Here is a 15,204-nt window from a genome sequence, read left to right as displayed (position 1 = left end):
TCAAGGCGAACCCCTATGTTGGCGTTATACCAATTTGAACTATCCCAGTTTTCGGAAAAAGTCCGCTTAATCCTCGATTACAAGGGTTTAGAGTACAAAAAAATCGAAGTGACCCCCGGTATCGGTCAACTGGATGTATATAAAATGTCGGGTCAGCGTCAAGTGCCTGTCCTCAAAGATGGCGATACGGTAATCAGTGACTCCACAGAAATTGCTTTTTACCTTGACCGCAAATATCCCGAAAAACCGATTATTCCTACCGCTCCAGTGCAACGGGCCCAATGTTTGATCATGGAAGAATGGGCCGATGAGTCCATTGGCTTGAAAGGTCGCAAGGCCTTCATTGGTGCCCTCAGCCAAAACCCTAACTTCCGCACCTCCATTGTGCCGAAGCAGGTGCCTGATCTCTTTAAAAATCTTCTGGGGGCTGTGCCGGGGGATGTTTTAGATTTCTTTGGGGCGGGTGTTGGCCTTGGTGGTGATGCAGTTAAAGAAGCCCAGCGGGGTCTCAGGCAGGATCTCGAAGCGTTAACCTTGCTTGTCCAGCAACAACCCTATTTAATCGGCGACCAACCAACTTTGGCAGATTTTTCCGTGGCCGCCCTGAGTATTTTGCTCAAATTTCCTGAGGGGAACTATTTTGATATCCCTGACTACCTCAAAGGTAAGGGCATTCCGGGCTTGGGGGATAATGCGGAATATGCGCCGTTTTTTGAGTGGCGCGATCGCCTTTATCAGGATTTTCGCCAAGAAACAGGGGGCAATCGTGAGACCAAGACTGAAGATGGCGCCCCCACAACCATCGAAATCGATTAATGAATTGTCCTTGAAATAAAAGAAAAAGCCCCCAAGTCCAATGCAAACCTGGGGGTTAATCAGTTTCAAAAAATAAACCGTTTTCTAGGGAAAATAATCTTTAAAGTAATTCCTGGATATCTTTGGCGATCGCCTCCGGTGTTGCCGTGGGTGCATAGCGTTTTACCACTTGACCCTGACGGTTAATGAGGAATTTTGTGAAGTTCCATTTCACATTTTTTGTCCCCAAAATACCGGGTACTTCTTTGGTTAAATATTGATATAACGGGTGAGCATTGCTGCCATTAACATCAATTTTTTGAAACATCGGAAAAGAAACCCCAAACGTTGTTTCACAAAATGATTGGATTTGCGATTCGTTGCCGGGTTCTTGTTGGCCAAACTGGTTACAGGGGAAGCCGAGGACAACTAAGCCTTTGTTGCCATATTGTTCATGGAGCGCCTGCAAACCTTTGTATTGGGGAGTGAATCCACATTGGCTGGCTGTATTGACAATCAATAAAACCTGATCTTTATAGGTACTAAGATCGACCGATGTGCCATCGATGGCCGTGGCCGAAAAATCATAAATAGAAGTAGGCGTTTGTGTCGTCATAAACTCGAAAAAATATTTGTAGAAGCTGTTTAAAACAATCTCGCAAGCATTATATTCATTATTTCAGCAGAGTGTAAATGAGTCTTAGAGATAAGACCACTGCGTAATTTTTGCCGCTACTCCCCCATGATGCTTAAACAGCAGCAATAGTATAACAGAGACCAACAATACTGGGGGTGATGTTTTGAAAACCGATGGTTTGTTGCTTTGATCAGTTGAGTTTAAATAGGCGCGTTTTGTTTTGTCAGAGGCAGAACAGCCTTTGCCGCTTAGGGACGAGATTTTTTCTTCGTTATAATGTTTTTTCTGAATACCTCCCAATAGAAGTTAAGAAATACGCTTGAGATCTATGCAATATCGTCGCTTTGGTCGCACCGAACTGCAAATGCCTGTTTTTTCCTGTGGCGGGATGCGCTATCAGTTCAAGTGGCAGGATCAAGATCCAGCAAACATTCCTGCTGATAGCCAAAAAAATCTAGCGGCAACGATTCGGCGATCGCTTGATCTGGGCATTAACCACATCGAAACGGCACGGGGGTACGGCACCTCAGAAATGCAACTTGGGTGGGTCTTATCGCAATTTAAACGAGAAGATCTCATTATCCAAACCAAGGTTTCCCCAAAGGCTGATCCCCAGGCATTTCGGCGCGAAATTGAAAAATCCCTTAATTATTTGCAACTGGATTATGTGGATTTATTTGGTATCCATGGCATTAATAACGAGGAAATATTTAAGTTCACCTTTGAACGGGGTTGTCTAGAAGTCGCCCAGGAATTGCAGCGGGCGGGACGGATTCGTCACATCGGTTTTTCGACCCATAGTTCGACGGATCTGATTGTGAAAACTATCGAAACGGGGGCGATGGATTATGTGAATCTGCACTGGTATTGGATTAATCAGGACAATTGGCGGGCCATCGAAGCGGCAACGCAGCAGGATATGGGGGTATTTATCATTAGCCCGTCGGATAAGGGGGGACATCTTTATAGTCCACCCCAAAAATTAGTCGATCTCTGCAAGCCGTTGCATCCAATGGTGTTTAACGATTTATTTTGTTTGTCTCATCCCCAGATCCATACTTTGAGTGTGGGGGCGGCGCGTCCGTCAGATTTTGATCAGCACCTAGAAACCCTCCCTCTGCTGGGGCGGGCCGATGAAATTTTGCCAGATATTCTCGCGCGACTGGAAAATCAGGCGATCGCCTCCCTGGGAGAAGATTGGGCCAAGACCTGGCAATTGGGCCTGCCGACCTACGACCAAACCCCGCACCAGATTAATATCCCCGTCATTCTTTGGCTCAGAAATTTGGTGATCGCCTACGACATGATTGAATACGGCAAAGCCCGCTACAACCTGATGGGCAACGGCGGCCACTGGTTCCCTGGCCAAAAAGCCGACCGCTTAACGGAGGTAGATCTACGCAACGTATTACGCCTCAGTCCCCACCGCAAACACATTCTCCAGTATCTCCAGGAAGCCGATAATTTATTGGGAGGAGCAGCGGTGCAACGGTTATCGACGAGCTAAGTTTTATCCTGAGAAAATGGCTTAAGGCACCTGTAGGGTAACAAAGCGATTTTCTGGCACAAAACTATGGTACTCACCATCATCGGCCAAAATTGCTACTAAATTGAGCGTATAGTCCGGTTTAATCTGCAGTACATCCCACGGCACAGACAATTCTAAACATTCTCGGTAAGCCATTTTGGCATGGGCACCCCGGGGCCGCCACTGGCCATAATCACTGGCTTCTTCAAACCAGATAGATTGGGTTAAGAGATTAATGCCGATGTGGTGCCGGAAGAGATAATTTAGGGGAGCCTGGTCGGGCATACTGGCGATGGGAGCCGGGCTAATGGCGCAGTTTACCCCTGGATAGAACCAAAGGAGATGGAGTTCTGCTGGAAGTTCTTCGCCCCATTTGATGCCCCGCTTGAGGTCAAAGCGCAAATAAAAATTAAGATGATCCCAACCGTAAAAGAGTCGTTGTAGGGCGCTACTTTGGTGCATGGTACCCCGGGCACCACCAATTTCGATGCAACCGGCTTTATCCCAATCCTGTTCGTCGCCGATACCATCAATGATCGGGTGAATAAAGCTTTCGGGGAGGTGCTCCCGGTGGCGGGTGTGGTCTTCAATGGGTTGGAGCACTTCCGGCGGAATCGGTTCGTTTAGGGCTTTGTAGATCCCAGCGACGTGTTCCCGAAAGAGTTGGTCAAACATGGCGTCTTGGTTAGAGGAGTGACCTTCCCCAAACCACCAAAACCAGTCTGAGCCTTCGGCCGCATAGAGGGATTCCCAGGCTTCGGGGTTGGTAATTTCTGTCGCTTCAGGATGGGCGGCGAGCAGGTGGCGGGCTTTGGTGAGCATATCCCAGGCGCGATTTTTAGCAGGGTCCCCAATCCAGGTGGTAAAGCTCCCATCAACCCAGGAACCACTATGGAGTTTGTGGCTGGGAATGGTTTCGGTGGGGGGAAATTGCTCGATAAATTCGGAGACCGTGACGAGTTCGAGTTGGCGATTGGCGCTCAGTTTTTCGTAGAGGGAAGTTAGGAAAGGGATGCCGTCTTTTTCGTAGAATTCCCAGCAGTTTTCACCGTCGAGGGCGATGGTTACGAGGTGTGGTTCTTGGAGGGCGGTTTGGCCTTCTTTTTGGTGGTGTCGCAAGCTCCGGGCGATCGCCTCTAGGTGACCGACCAGATCGCAGGCGGCCTGTTCTGAGTCCATACCACTATAGGTGAAGCCGACGAGATCCGACAGACGGTGATCCCGGAAGACAATGGCGAGATCCCCATGGTCTGTTTCGAGGCGATAGGGGCGATACATTTTTTCCGGTTCGTAGACATTGCCCACTTCGTCCCGATGGAAGAAATGTTTCAGGCTCCAACCCAACACCGCTTCGTCGGAACAGATCCACTTAAAGCCAGCGGCGGCGATGGGGTTAAGCACTTCCGGGCTGACAGATTGCTCCGATGGCCACAGACCTCGTACTTCCCGGCCAAAACGTTCCCGGTACATTTCCTTGGCGCGGTTGAGGTGGCGGGGAATATCCTCTGACCACTGGAAGCGCTCCTGGGGAAGTTCCATCTTAGGGACGGCGACGCGGCCAGAATTGGTATCTGCGAGCAGGGGCAAAATCGGGTGGGTGTAGGGGGTGGTGGTCACCTCCAGTTGCCCGTTGTCCTGCATTTGTTTGTGTTTGGGGATAATCCGCTTAATAATTTCCCGTTGTTTGGAATAAATGCGCTGGCGATCGCCTAAAGTAAAGCCGCGATCTTTTTCGAGCCAGGCAGCGATCTCCGGGTCATCCCAAAAGAGGGGATCAATCCAGGCTAAATTATGCCAAGCCAAGAGATCACTAAATTTTTGTTCGTCCCAATTTTCTAGGCACCAGGCTTTGCCTTTGTCCTGGCGCTCGGTGTACAGCTCCCGGTAGCGGGGATGGGGATCGACTAAGGTGCGGTGGTTGCCATCAAAGAAATGCTCCAGGATATACCATTTTTGATCACTGTTGAGGTCTGTGACGGGGGTGAGGGCCAGCTTTAGATAGGGGTCAAGAGCCTTGCCTTCGGCATAATCTTCCAACTGCATCATCAAGGAAGGTACCAAATTCACAGTTTGGTGGAGGCGTGGATATTTTTCGAGCAGCAAAATCAAATCTAGGTAATCTTTAGTGCCGTGGAGCCGCACCCAGGGGAGATGATATTGACCGTCCGGTGCTTTGTAGAGGGGTTGATGCTGATGCCAAATAAACGCGATGTAGAGGGGATAAGACATATAAATGGAAATATTTTGCCGCTGTGGAGTCTCCAAAAGCCTTGGGTAAGCTTGGCTTTCTCTTTAAATCATAGCGATCGCCTTTCCGTTCTTCCGGGCAGCCTTAACGAATTGCAAGGATGCGATGGGGCTGTGACATTTAGCAATTAGCGTGATTGACTTTGATTAGTCTGATTTTCGGTGACTTGGCGGGCCAGGTAAGCCACGGCAAAATCGCCATTGTTGTGGGCTGCTAGTTTTTCGCCCAGGTCGAAAACATCGGTGGCCAGGGTCGGCCCAAGTTTCTGGATCAGGGCCTGTCGTTCGCTGATGTTGTGCTGCTGTTCCCGGACTTTGTGCTGCCATTCGGCGGTAAAAATATATTCGAGGCTAGTGTGGAGTTGGAGTTTTTCTAAAATTTCCCATTCTTGGCGATCGCACCAGAAGCCATTACATTCGGGGCAACGCTCCAAGTAAAAAGGTTGGTCAACGGGGATTTTTACCCGCGATAAATAGCGGCGGCATTCGGGACAGAGGGCTGCTTTATTGTCTGTTTCACCGGGGATCACGGTTTCTGGGAGGGACAGTTGGGTATTGAGGCGCTGTGGTTTTCGTTGGCTATTTTGCCAGGTTTGGTAGCGATCGCCAGGGAGCCAATCTCCTTCACATTTTTCACAATGGCAACTGGTCAGCTCCCCAGATAGAAGCTGATCCCCAAGCTCAACATCGCGACATTTAGGACATTGCACAGTTTAATGACTCCCACAGTTTTTCTTCGTTTTATCCTACGCCGAAGCCAATCCCGCCACAACTACGGCCCAGAAATTTGGCGCTAACTTTTCTATAATCACCAAACAGAAACAATAGACGGGACAAAAAATTCATGCAGCGGTTATCGGTGGTGGTCGTCCATGGCAGTTTTAGTGACAGTTATCGACGGGAATTTCAAACTCTGATGACCCAGGTGAAAGCCCAGGTAGATCATCCGGTGCTTGGGGCCTATTTAGAATGTAGCGAGGTGTCCCTAACGGCGGCGATCGCCCAGTTCCTCCGGGATCACGCCCCAGAACCCGCTGAAGTGCAAATTCTCCCTCTATTTCTCTTGCCCGGTGTCCATGTCCGGGAAGATCTCCCAGAGGCGATCGCCCAACTGCAGGCCCAATTTCCTCAGGTAAAGTTTCAACAACTCGATTATCTCGGTAAAGATGCCCGTCTTGCCCCGTTCCTAGAGCGACAGTTTGCCGAAAATTCTACGGCCCAACGTATTTTGATTGCCCATGGTAGCCGTCGCACCGGCGCGAATCCCGAAATCGAAAAGCTCGCCCAGGCCCTCAACGCCAGTACCGCCTACTGGGCCACAGAACCCTCTTTAGACCAAAAACTTGCACAGCTCCAAGAGACGACCGCAACAACGATTCACTTGGTTCCCTATTTTCTTTTTTCTGGCAAAATCCCAAAGGCGATCGCCGCACAGGTCAGCACCTTCTCTCAAACTAACCCCGACATTACCGTTTACCTTGGCCAACCCTTTGGCACCGATCCCCAATGTGCAGCGGCGATCGCCCAAATTCTCCAGAGTGGATCCTAAAAAAAAGTAAAACGCAGCACGAAATATTGCTGTTCTTTACGGATTTATAAGAAAAATTCACCCCAATGGCATGATATGTATGGTTAGTTGCCCTGGCTGACTGGTGCCGTTGGCAACACAAATTTAAATAAACAAAGATAAGCACATTTACTTACAGCCTTGATAAATTCTTGCCTGTAGGTCTGCCTTCACAGTTAAATAGGTGGAGATAGATTTATTTACGTTATTGCTGTATTGAGGAAAAACATGAATAAAATTCTGGGGATCGACCCACTCAAAAAATTTATTTTCGGGATTAGCGCATTCGTTTTACTATTTTGGCAACTCAATGTCGGCGCTGCCAATGCCACCGCCCTCCGGGAAGTAGACCGCACCGTCAACCTCAATGAAACCGAAACGGTCGTCCTCAGTGACCAGCAGGTTGCCAAAGGAGAGCGGATCTTTATCAACACCTGTTCCACCTGCCACAACAGCGGCCGGACAAAGAGCAACCCCAACGTAACCCTTTCTCTAGTCGATCTAGAAGGGGCAGAACCCCGCCGCGATAATATCCTGGCCATGGTGGACTATCTCAAAAATCCCACCTCCTACGATGGTGAATTAGACCTATCTCAGTTACACCCCAATACCGTCCGTGCCGACATCTGGAGTAGCATGCGTAACCTCAACGAAGAGGATCTGCAAAATGTTTCCGGTTATGTCCTCGTTCAAGCCCAGGTGCGTGGTGTTGCTTGGGGTGGTGGTAAAACCGTTAACTAAAACACGATTGATCGACTTTATTTAAATCGTCTTTTTATCTAAAATTCGCAAAATGAAGTACCGAAGACAACCATAATGAGGTTGTCTTTTTTATTGTCTCTAAAAGCGATCGCCTCCGGTTTCGACACAAAAAACTCCCCAGACCGGGGAGCCATAGATCATGATTTATTGCATATTTGAGGAAAATCCCAAGGAGCAACGAGATGAACCTAAAGGGTCAGACTGTGCGTGTTATTTTCAATCAAGTCAGCTAAATCCTTAAGGAATGCTGCCGCATCGGCACCATAAATAATGCGGTGGTCGCAGGTGATATTGACGGTCATTTGTTTTTTCACACCAAATAAACCGTCGGGCGTCGCAACGACTTTAGGTTGAGCACCCCCAATCGCCAAAATAGAACCTTGACCAGGGGGCAAAATCGCATCAAAACTGCTGACCCCAAACATCCCTAGGTTAGAGAGGGTAAAGGTGCCAGTGCTGTACTCATCGGGCTGCAGTTGCTTGAGGCGCGCCCGGTCTACCAAATCTTTCCACTTGCGGGAAAGGGAATAGATATCCATTTGATCGGCATTTTGCAGCACAGGGGTAATCAGGCCGCCGTCGGGCATCGCAACGGCCACCGCCACATTAATACCACTGCTGTATTGGATCGCATTATCCCCAAAGCTGGCATTAACTACTGGATGTTTCTGGAGGGTCACAGCCACGGCCTTCGCCAATAGACCTGTCATGGTGACGCCCTTACTCTTAATTTGCTTGTAGAGGGCATCTAGGGCATCGGTCGTGATGTCATAGGACACATGGAAGGTGGGTACATTCAGGCTGGCATTCATATTCCGCACAACCGCCTGTTGCAACGTATTCAGCGGGACAACTTCACCAGGAGTGACAGCGACGGGAGCTGGCGCTGGGGCGGCAGGCTTACTGGTTGTCGGCGCTGGAGTTGATACGGCAGCAGGGGCAATAGTAGGTGCTTTACCAGCGGCTTTTTCGACATCTTCGGCGACAATTCGACCGTGGGGGCCAGAACCAGGCACTGTTTTAAGATCAACACCAAATTCTTTGGCGAGTTTTTTCGCCCTCGGAGAAGCAATAATTCTGCCATCGTTGACCACTGGTGCGGGAGTCGGTGCCGCAGGTGTAGGCGCCGGGGCTGCCACAACGGGAGCCGGTTCTGGACTAGGTGCCGCAGGGGCGGGTGCAGGCGCAGGATTAGCAGCAGGAGCACTACTACCCCCTTTCAGAGTCGCGGCTTTTTGTTTGGCCTCTGGAATTTCTGCTTCGGTTTCAGCGATGAGGGCGATCGCCGAACCCACTGGTGCCTCTTCCCCTGCATCAACGATAATCGCCGCGAGAAACCCTTCGTTAAAAGACTCAACGTCCATATCGGCTTTGTCAGATTCCACCACGACAACGGTTTCACCTTTAGCGACTTTATCTCCCGGGGACTTAGTCCAAGAAACGATTTTACCTTCGGTCATCGTAGAGCTGAGGGCGGGCATGAAAATATCGTGAATCATGGAGGAATCTTCTTTTAAAACAACGGTGTGGACAAACTTTACAATCGTTGTCGATTTTAACCCATCGGGGGAAGCTGGGCTGAGGAATTTGCCATCAGAGAATCAAGGTCTGTAAGGACTTCTTGGCTATGGATCGCGGGATTTACCCCTAGATAAATTTTGCGCAAAATACCTTCTGGATCAATGAGGTAGGTATGGCGTAGGGAATAGCCCGTCAGGTAGGAGCCATATTGTTTACTCACATCCCCGGTGCTATCGGCCAGGAGGGGAAACTTTAAGCCTTCGGCATCACAGAACGCTTCGTGGGAATCGACATCGTCAACGCTGACCCCCAGGACTTGTACATTACGCTCCAGGTATTTGGGAAGATCCTGTTGGAAACGGCGGGCTTCGAGGGTACAGCCAGGGGTGAAATCCTGGGGATAAAAGTAGAGTACGACCCATTGGCCTCGGTAGTCTTGGAGAGAAAATTCTTGAATCTTCCCCTCGCCGTCATTGCCCAAAAGGGTGAATTCTGGGGCGAGTTGGTTGAGTTCGGGCTGGGGGCCACCCAGGGCGATCGCCGCCTCACCGGGGAACCACATAAAGGCGATCGCCACCACAGTAATGAGAATCGTCCGAAAAAATTGCAACATGGAATTTAAAGCAGGTTTTGATACAAGATAATGTTGTAGCAAATCAAGGCAAATCTAACAGCGAGTCACCATGGCAGACATCAAAATTGGCATCATCGGCGGTAGCGGTCTCTACAAAATGGACGCCCTCCAAGACATCGAAGAAATTACCATTGAAACTCCCTTCGGTGCTCCAAGCGATCGCCTCATCAGCGGCACCCTCGACGGCACCCCTGTTGTCTTCCTCCCCCGCCATGGCCGCCACCACCATCTCCTCCCCACAGAGCTTCCGTTCCAAGCGAATATCTACGCCCTCAAATCCCTCGGCGTTGAATACATTATTTCTGCCTCGGCTGTGGGTTCTCTCCAGGGTCATATCAAACCCGTGGACATGGTCATTCCCGATCAATTTATTGACCGCACCCGTCACCGCACTGACACATTTTTTGGAGACGGGATCGTTGCCCACATTGCCTTCGGCGACCCCATTTGCCCTCAGTTGGCGAAGATCCTCGGTGATGCAGTGGCATCCTTAAATTTAGAAGGCGTTGATCTCCACCGGAGCGGCACCTATGTCTGCATGGAAGGCCCGGCCTTTTCTACTAAAGCCGAATCCAATCTCTACCGCAGTTGGGGCGCCAGCATCATTGGCATGACCAACCTTCAGGAAGCAAAACTGGCCCGGGAAGCAGAAATCGCCTATGCAACCCTCGCCCTCGTGACCGATTACGACTGTTGGCACCCCGACCATGACAGTGTCACCGTTGAAATGGTCATTGGCAATCTCCACAAAAATGCTACCAATGCCCAAAAAGTGATCCGGGCTGTCGTCGAAAAACTAGCGGCAAATCCTCCCCAGTCCGCTGCCCATGATGCCCTTAAATATGCGATTCTCACTCCCCTCGACCAAGTCCCAGCTAGCACCAAGGAGAAACTTGCCTTATTGCTCAACAAATACTTGTAAATCAGTCCAAAATTAGCACTCTCCTCTAGAAACTGCTAAATATTGCAAAAAGTTTGCAGATAACCCTTTTAGGGGGAATTTTCCTTAAACTAGATCAGTAACAGTCCCTATACCTCGACCGTAGGGACGAGCGCTCTCCCTCCCACTGTCCTATTCTGTGGCGATCGCCTCTAATGTACGGGACAGTCCCAGCCTGAGGATGCTGTGGACTGACTTTTCCCCTGGTTATGCGTTTGGAGTGTGCAAAAAAATGACTTACGCTTTCGATCTGCTTGGGGTGACCCCCCTGCTTACTTTTTTTAACTACCAACAGCAATACGAACTAGACCCCCAGCGTCCCAAAGCCTATCTCGCTGCCCATCGTTGTACTTTAGATAGCTTTATCCAGGCCCTAGACACCATTCCCAAAAAGCCCCATTGGAATTGGGACGAGGTCGTCGAAACCATGGTTCGCTTTTGGCTCAAACAAGAAGCGGTGGTACGCCGTTGTGAACAGGAATTACCCGATACTCCCCAAGAACCCTATTTGGTGGTGGCCCGCATTGCCAATCTTCAGGCCCTACGCCATGAATTTGAAAACTTATTCGAAGTTTAGTTAGCAAAAAAAGAGGTGGCTGCGTACCACCTTTTTTTACTATTGATTTGTAACTTGCCCTACCTGACTAAATATCAAATCCTAGTTCAACATCAATGTCAGATCAGACATGGCGCATATCGTTTTGGAAAATTACCCTTGCCAATTTTGGGCAACGATTTCTGCGAGGTCAACAACCCGTTGAGAATAACCCCACTCGTTGTCGTACCAAGCCACAACTTTAATTAGGTCACCGTCCATGGCGAGGGTGAGGCTACCGTCAATGGTGGAAGAGACATCAGTTCCCCGGAAGTCACAGGAGACGAGGGGTTCTTCGGTGTAAGCCAAAATCCCTTTCATGTAGGTTTCAGAAGCTTCTTTCAGAACTTGGTTAACTTCCTCAGCAATGGTGGGCTTCGCTACTTGGGCAACCAGGTCAACTACGGAGACGTTGGGAGTCGGTACCCGCATGGCGATCCCGTTGAGCTTACCCTTCATTTCGGGAATAACTAAGGCAACGGCTTTAGCTGCGCCAGTAGAAGTCGGCACAATATTTTCTGCGGCTGCCCGCGCCCGACGGAGATCCCGGTGGCTGTTGTCGAGGATACGTTGGTCGCCAGTGTAACTGTGGACGGTGGTCATCGTCCCTTTGACGATCCCAAAACGATCATTGAGTACTTTAACAATGGGGGCGAGGCAGTTGGTGGTACAGCTGGCATTACTGATGACATTTTGTTTGTCGTGGCCATACTGATCGGCGTTTACACCAACTACATAGGTGCCGATATGGCCGCCTTTACCAGGGGCTGTGATCAATACTTTTTGTGCACCAGCTGTAATGTGCTTAGAAGATCCTTCTTCGGTGTTGAATACACCGGTAGATTCGATCACCAAATCGACGCCCCACTCTTTCCAAGGGAGGTTGAGGGGGTTTCTGTCGGAACAGCATTTGATTACGTTGCCGTTGACAGTCAGAGAGTTGGCGTCATAATCGATTTCGCCATCAAATTTACCCAGCATCGTGTCATAACGAAGCATGTGGGCATTACTTTTGGTATCGGTGGTCGCATTGATCCCAACGACTTGGAGTTGGCTGTTTTCGCGACCAGCCCAACATCTCAAGAAGTTGCGTCCAATACGTCCAAATCCATTAATCGCTACTCTAATCACCGCGTCTTGCCCTCTATTAAAGATTAAATTGCAATAAAAGTTTTCATTTGATGACCCCAATCATATCAAAGACTGCACAATTCGATCCCCGAATTTCGGGAAACTGCCGAATTGATTTGGGAATTAAGACTTCGGTGCTACGCCTCTAGATCGATTGGCTAGACCCCAAAAGGCGATCGCCCCAAGGGATGTTTCTGCGGAATGATTTACTTGTAAATGTCCGGTAATATTGCATACTTAAATGTGTTCTGTTATCTATCGTTACCCATACCAGCGATAGAACGTGTGAGGGGAGGGATCTTTGAAAGCAGTAGATCTAAACGGAAAGCCATTCCATTTCATTGGCATTGGCGGGATTGGGATGTCTGCCCTTGCCTATGTCTTGGCCCAGAAAAAATTACCCGTCTCTGGCTCTGACCAACGCACCAGTCACATTACAGAACGCTTGGCGGCAGTGGGTGCCCATATTTTCAGTCAGCAAGTCAAAGAAAATTTACAGGCCTTTGGAGGAGAGTCCGATGCCATTGAACAGCACAATGGTTTACCCCAGGTCATTTGCTCAACGGCCATTGGTCAAGAAAATCCAGAATTTCAAGCGGCCCAGTCCCTAGGCTGTCACATTTTTCATCGGTCTGATGTTTTGTCTGCCCTCGTCGCCGAATATGACAGTGTGGCGGTAGGGGGAACCCACGGCAAAACAACGACCAGTAGTTTAATCGGCTATATTTTCCTGGTGGCCGGCGTTGACCCGACTATCATTGTCGGGGGCGAAGTGGATGCTTGGGATGGCAATGCTCGCCTCGGCCAGGGCAATTATTTGGTAGCTGAGGCCGACGAATCGGACGGCACATTGGTAAAGCTCCGTCCCCAGTTAGGGGTTGTCACAAACATTGAATTGGATCACCCGGATCATTATCAATCGCTGGATCAGGTGGTAGAAATTTTTCAAACCTTTGCCCAGCAGTGCGATCGCCTGATTGCTTGCGTGGACTGTCCCACCATCGCCACGGGGGTCGTGCCCTATCAGGTGGGCTATGGGTTACAGAATCTTGAACAAGCTGATTATTGGGCGACGGATATTCACTACGGTGCCACCTCGACCCAGGCAACCATTTGGGAACGGGGCGATCGCCTTGGGGAAATTAATTTAGCCCTGCTGGGTGCCCACAACCTGAGTAATGCCCTAGGGGCGATCGCCGCCGCCCGGTGTTGCGGTGTCCCCTTCGAGCCCATTGCCGAAGCTTTAGCTTCTTTTCAAGGGGCAAAACGACGGTTTGAAATTCGCGGTCAATACCAGGGTATTACCCTCATTGATGACTATGCCCACCACCCTAGTGAAATCGAAGTGACCCTCCAGGCAGCTCGACTCCGGGCTGGTCAAGGGCGACGCGTTGTGGCCATTTTTCAACCCCATCGGTATAGCCGTACCCAAGCTTTCTTCGATGAATTTGCAAAAGCTTTCAAAAACGCAGATGTGACCATAATTACTGATATTTATAGCGCCGGGGAGAAAAATGTAGATAACCTTACAGGTGAAGCCCTACAGCAGGCGATCGCCCATCAACAAGATGGTGACGTTGCCTATTACCCAGACCTCCAAAGCCTACCCACATGGTTAGCACCGCAACTGCAAACGGGGGATCTGGTACTGCTTCTGGGAGCCGGGAATCTCAACCAAACTATCCCAAGCCTCTTGGCTCAACTGTCTGCCAATGGCGACCCTGCGCTGCCCCAAGCGCCGTTGACCCAATGTTCTGCCCCAGACTAAGCGCTTTTGTCCTTTGCCCCCTAGACCCGGAAATACGCCATGGTTTGCTCCCCCTCCCGTTCCCAGATTGCTGCTCCTGCGACAACCCTCGGCGACGGCACTAGCCTGATTCAAGCCCAAGTTCCCTTGGCTCACTACACCTCCTTTCGGGTTGGGGGACAGGCAGAATTTTATGCAGAACCCAGCAATCTGGCGGAAACAGAAGCTTGTTTTGAATGGTATCTCAAGCATTTATCAGGATTTCCCCTCACTATTCTGGGGGCCGGTTCTAACCTTTTGATTAGTGACAAAGGCATTCCTGGTCTCACCATCAACACCAAAAAATTGCGCTATTACCATGCCCAAGAAGACGACGGCATTCTCGTGGCAAGTGCAGGAGAACCCATTGCTCGCCTTGCTTGGAATGCGGCGAAACGGGGTTGGAAAGGTTTGGAGTGGGCCGTGGGCATTCCGGGGAGTGTTGGCGGGAGTGTAGTGATGAATGCCGGCGCTCACCAGGGCTGTGTCGCCGATCAGTTGTTGTGGCTCAAGGTACTCAATCCCGACGGGACAATCCATCAACTCCAACCAACGGATCTCGATTACCGTTACCGCACGTCTAATCTCCAAGGGAGCGATCACCTGGTTCTAGAAGCGGCTTTTCAACTAGAACCCGGTTTTGATAAAGCAGCGGTACGGGCGGAAACCAATCGGAATCTTCGGATGCGCAAATCCACCCAGCCCTACCATTTGCCCAGTTGTGGCAGTGTTTTCCGCAATCCCTATCCCCAGGCGGCGGGCCATTTAATTGAACAAACAGGATTGAAAGGGTATCAAATTGGCGGAGCCCAGGTAGCCGAACGCCATGCTAATTTTATTGTCAATTGTGGTGGGGCGAAGGCCATGGATATTTTTCAGCTAATTCAACACGTCCAAGCCCAGGTGGAGCAGAGCTGGCAGGTTTTACTGAAACCCGAAGTGAAAATTCTGGGGGATTTTTCCTAGGCCCCGGCAGAAACTCCCCTGAAAACGTCAAATGGTGCCGGGAGATATTAAGATAGGTTACGGATTAGATGCCCTAGGGGGTCTAATCTAGACGA

The 15,204-nt window shown here is 50.0% G+C and carries 14 protein-coding genes; 8 read left to right on the top strand and 6 right to left on the bottom strand.

Going from position 1 to position 15,204, the window contains the following annotated elements; translation table 11 throughout:
- Positions 1-15: 15 nt before the first annotated feature.
- Positions 16-816 (top strand): glutathione S-transferase, encoded by an 801-nt coding sequence (locus AACQ84_RS00595; protein WP_012305757.1) that lies wholly within the window; start codon positions 16-18, stop codon positions 814-816.
- Between the two features lie 100 nt (positions 817-916).
- On the opposite strand, the gene AACQ84_RS00590 is transcribed toward AACQ84_RS00595, so the two are convergent.
- Entirely contained in the window at positions 917-1,411 is a 495-nt protein-coding gene (locus AACQ84_RS00590) for a glutathione peroxidase (RefSeq protein ID WP_012305756.1), read from the bottom strand.
- Positions 1,412-1,760: 349 nt separating this feature from the next.
- Between AACQ84_RS00590 and AACQ84_RS00585 the strand changes: the two genes are divergently transcribed.
- Complete coding sequence (locus AACQ84_RS00585; RefSeq protein ID WP_012305755.1) at positions 1,761-2,939, top strand: aldo/keto reductase; 1,179 nt, start codon at positions 1,761-1,763, stop codon at positions 2,937-2,939.
- A gap of 21 nt (positions 2,940-2,960) precedes the next feature.
- Here the strand turns inward: AACQ84_RS00585 and AACQ84_RS00580 are convergent, their stop codons facing one another.
- Both AACQ84_RS00580 and AACQ84_RS00575 read right to left on the bottom strand, forming a co-directional pair.
- A complete protein-coding gene (locus tag AACQ84_RS00580) occupies positions 2,961-5,189 on the bottom strand; it encodes a glycoside hydrolase (RefSeq protein ID WP_012305754.1) in 2,229 nt (742 codons plus the stop codon).
- Positions 5,190-5,335: 146 nt separating this feature from the next.
- The gene (locus AACQ84_RS00575; RefSeq protein ID WP_012305753.1) at positions 5,336-5,917 is read right to left on the bottom strand and encodes a zf-TFIIB domain-containing protein; all 582 of its coding nucleotides are present in this window, start codon (positions 5,915-5,917) and stop codon (positions 5,336-5,338) included.
- 134 nt (positions 5,918-6,051) lie between these two features.
- Here AACQ84_RS00575 and AACQ84_RS00570 point away from each other — a divergent pair, with 134 nt between their 5' ends.
- Together AACQ84_RS00570 and psbV are read left to right on the top strand one after the other, a co-directional pair.
- Positions 6,052-6,756 carry a sirohydrochlorin chelatase gene (locus AACQ84_RS00570; protein ID WP_012305752.1) on the top strand — a complete coding sequence of 235 codons (705 nt, stop codon included), beginning with the start codon at positions 6,052-6,054 and terminating at the stop codon, positions 6,754-6,756.
- Between the two features lie 246 nt (positions 6,757-7,002).
- The gene (gene psbV / locus AACQ84_RS00565) at positions 7,003-7,515 is read left to right on the top strand and encodes a photosystem II cytochrome c-550 (RefSeq protein WP_012305751.1); all 513 of its coding nucleotides are present in this window, start codon (positions 7,003-7,005) and stop codon (positions 7,513-7,515) included.
- 209 nt (positions 7,516-7,724) lie between these two features.
- Here the strand turns inward: psbV and AACQ84_RS00560 are convergent, their stop codons facing one another.
- Together AACQ84_RS00560 and AACQ84_RS00555 are read right to left on the bottom strand one after the other, a co-directional pair.
- The gene (locus tag AACQ84_RS00560) at positions 7,725-9,035 is read right to left on the bottom strand and encodes a dihydrolipoamide acetyltransferase family protein (RefSeq protein WP_012305749.1); all 1,311 of its coding nucleotides are present in this window, start codon (positions 9,033-9,035) and stop codon (positions 7,725-7,727) included.
- Between the two features lie 56 nt (positions 9,036-9,091).
- Positions 9,092-9,670, bottom strand: coding sequence for a peroxiredoxin (locus tag AACQ84_RS00555; protein WP_012305748.1), 579 nt, complete (start codon positions 9,668-9,670; stop codon positions 9,092-9,094).
- A gap of 70 nt (positions 9,671-9,740) precedes the next feature.
- On the opposite strand from AACQ84_RS00555, the gene AACQ84_RS00550 reads away from it, so the two are divergent.
- Together AACQ84_RS00550 and AACQ84_RS00545 are read left to right on the top strand one after the other, a co-directional pair.
- The gene (locus tag AACQ84_RS00550; protein WP_012305747.1) at positions 9,741-10,613 is read left to right on the top strand and encodes an S-methyl-5'-thioadenosine phosphorylase; all 873 of its coding nucleotides are present in this window, start codon (positions 9,741-9,743) and stop codon (positions 10,611-10,613) included.
- Positions 10,614-10,863: 250 nt separating this feature from the next.
- Entirely contained in the window at positions 10,864-11,208 is a 345-nt protein-coding gene (locus AACQ84_RS00545) for a hypothetical protein (RefSeq protein ID WP_012305746.1), read from the top strand.
- Positions 11,209-11,340: 132 nt separating this feature from the next.
- Here AACQ84_RS00545 and AACQ84_RS00540 read toward each other — a convergent pair whose 3' ends face one another.
- Positions 11,341-12,357, bottom strand: a complete 1,017-nt coding sequence (locus AACQ84_RS00540) for a type I glyceraldehyde-3-phosphate dehydrogenase (protein ID WP_012305745.1) — start codon at positions 12,355-12,357, stop codon at positions 11,341-11,343.
- Between the two features lie 301 nt (positions 12,358-12,658).
- Between AACQ84_RS00540 and murC the strand changes: the two genes are divergently transcribed.
- Both murC and murB read left to right on the top strand, forming a co-directional pair.
- The gene (murC, locus tag AACQ84_RS00535; protein WP_012305744.1) at positions 12,659-14,125 is read left to right on the top strand and encodes a UDP-N-acetylmuramate--L-alanine ligase; all 1,467 of its coding nucleotides are present in this window, start codon (positions 12,659-12,661) and stop codon (positions 14,123-14,125) included.
- Positions 14,126-14,164: 39 nt separating this feature from the next.
- On the top strand, positions 14,165-15,109 hold the full coding sequence (murB, locus tag AACQ84_RS00530; RefSeq protein ID WP_012305743.1) for a UDP-N-acetylmuramate dehydrogenase: 945 nt from the start codon (positions 14,165-14,167) through the stop codon (positions 15,107-15,109).
- The last annotated feature ends 95 nt before the right edge of the window (positions 15,110-15,204 follow it).

Origin of the sequence: Picosynechococcus sp. PCC 7002 (assembly GCF_963860125.1) — a bacterium.
In the GTDB taxonomy this organism is placed as follows: Bacteria; Cyanobacteriota; Cyanobacteriia; order Cyanobacteriales; family MRBY01; genus MRBY01.
This window is presented reverse-complemented; position numbering and strand designations above follow the sequence as displayed.

What these genes read in the sequence shown, in the direction of transcription:
- AACQ84_RS00595 (WP_012305757.1), top strand. Translation starts at nt 16, where the DNA reads ATGTTGGCGTTATACCAATTTGAACTATCCCAGTTTTCGGAAAAAGTC.
- AACQ84_RS00590 (WP_012305756.1), bottom strand. Translation starts at nt 1,411, where the DNA reads ATGACGACACAAACGCCTACTTCTATTTATGATTTTTCGGCCACGGCC.
- AACQ84_RS00585 (WP_012305755.1), top strand. Translation starts at nt 1,761, where the DNA reads ATGCAATATCGTCGCTTTGGTCGCACCGAACTGCAAATGCCTGTTTTT.
- AACQ84_RS00580 (WP_012305754.1), bottom strand. Translation starts at nt 5,189, where the DNA reads ATGTCTTATCCCCTCTACATCGCGTTTATTTGGCATCAGCATCAACCC.
- AACQ84_RS00570 (WP_012305752.1), top strand. Translation starts at nt 6,052, where the DNA reads ATGCAGCGGTTATCGGTGGTGGTCGTCCATGGCAGTTTTAGTGACAGT.
- psbV (WP_012305751.1), top strand. Translation starts at nt 7,003, where the DNA reads ATGAATAAAATTCTGGGGATCGACCCACTCAAAAAATTTATTTTCGGG.
- AACQ84_RS00560 (WP_012305749.1), bottom strand. Translation starts at nt 9,035, where the DNA reads ATGATTCACGATATTTTCATGCCCGCCCTCAGCTCTACGATGACCGAA.
- AACQ84_RS00555 (WP_012305748.1), bottom strand. Translation starts at nt 9,670, where the DNA reads ATGTTGCAATTTTTTCGGACGATTCTCATTACTGTGGTGGCGATCGCC.
- AACQ84_RS00550 (WP_012305747.1), top strand. Translation starts at nt 9,741, where the DNA reads ATGGCAGACATCAAAATTGGCATCATCGGCGGTAGCGGTCTCTACAAA.
- AACQ84_RS00545 (WP_012305746.1), top strand. Translation starts at nt 10,864, where the DNA reads ATGACTTACGCTTTCGATCTGCTTGGGGTGACCCCCCTGCTTACTTTT.
- murB (WP_012305743.1), top strand. Translation starts at nt 14,165, where the DNA reads ATGGTTTGCTCCCCCTCCCGTTCCCAGATTGCTGCTCCTGCGACAACC.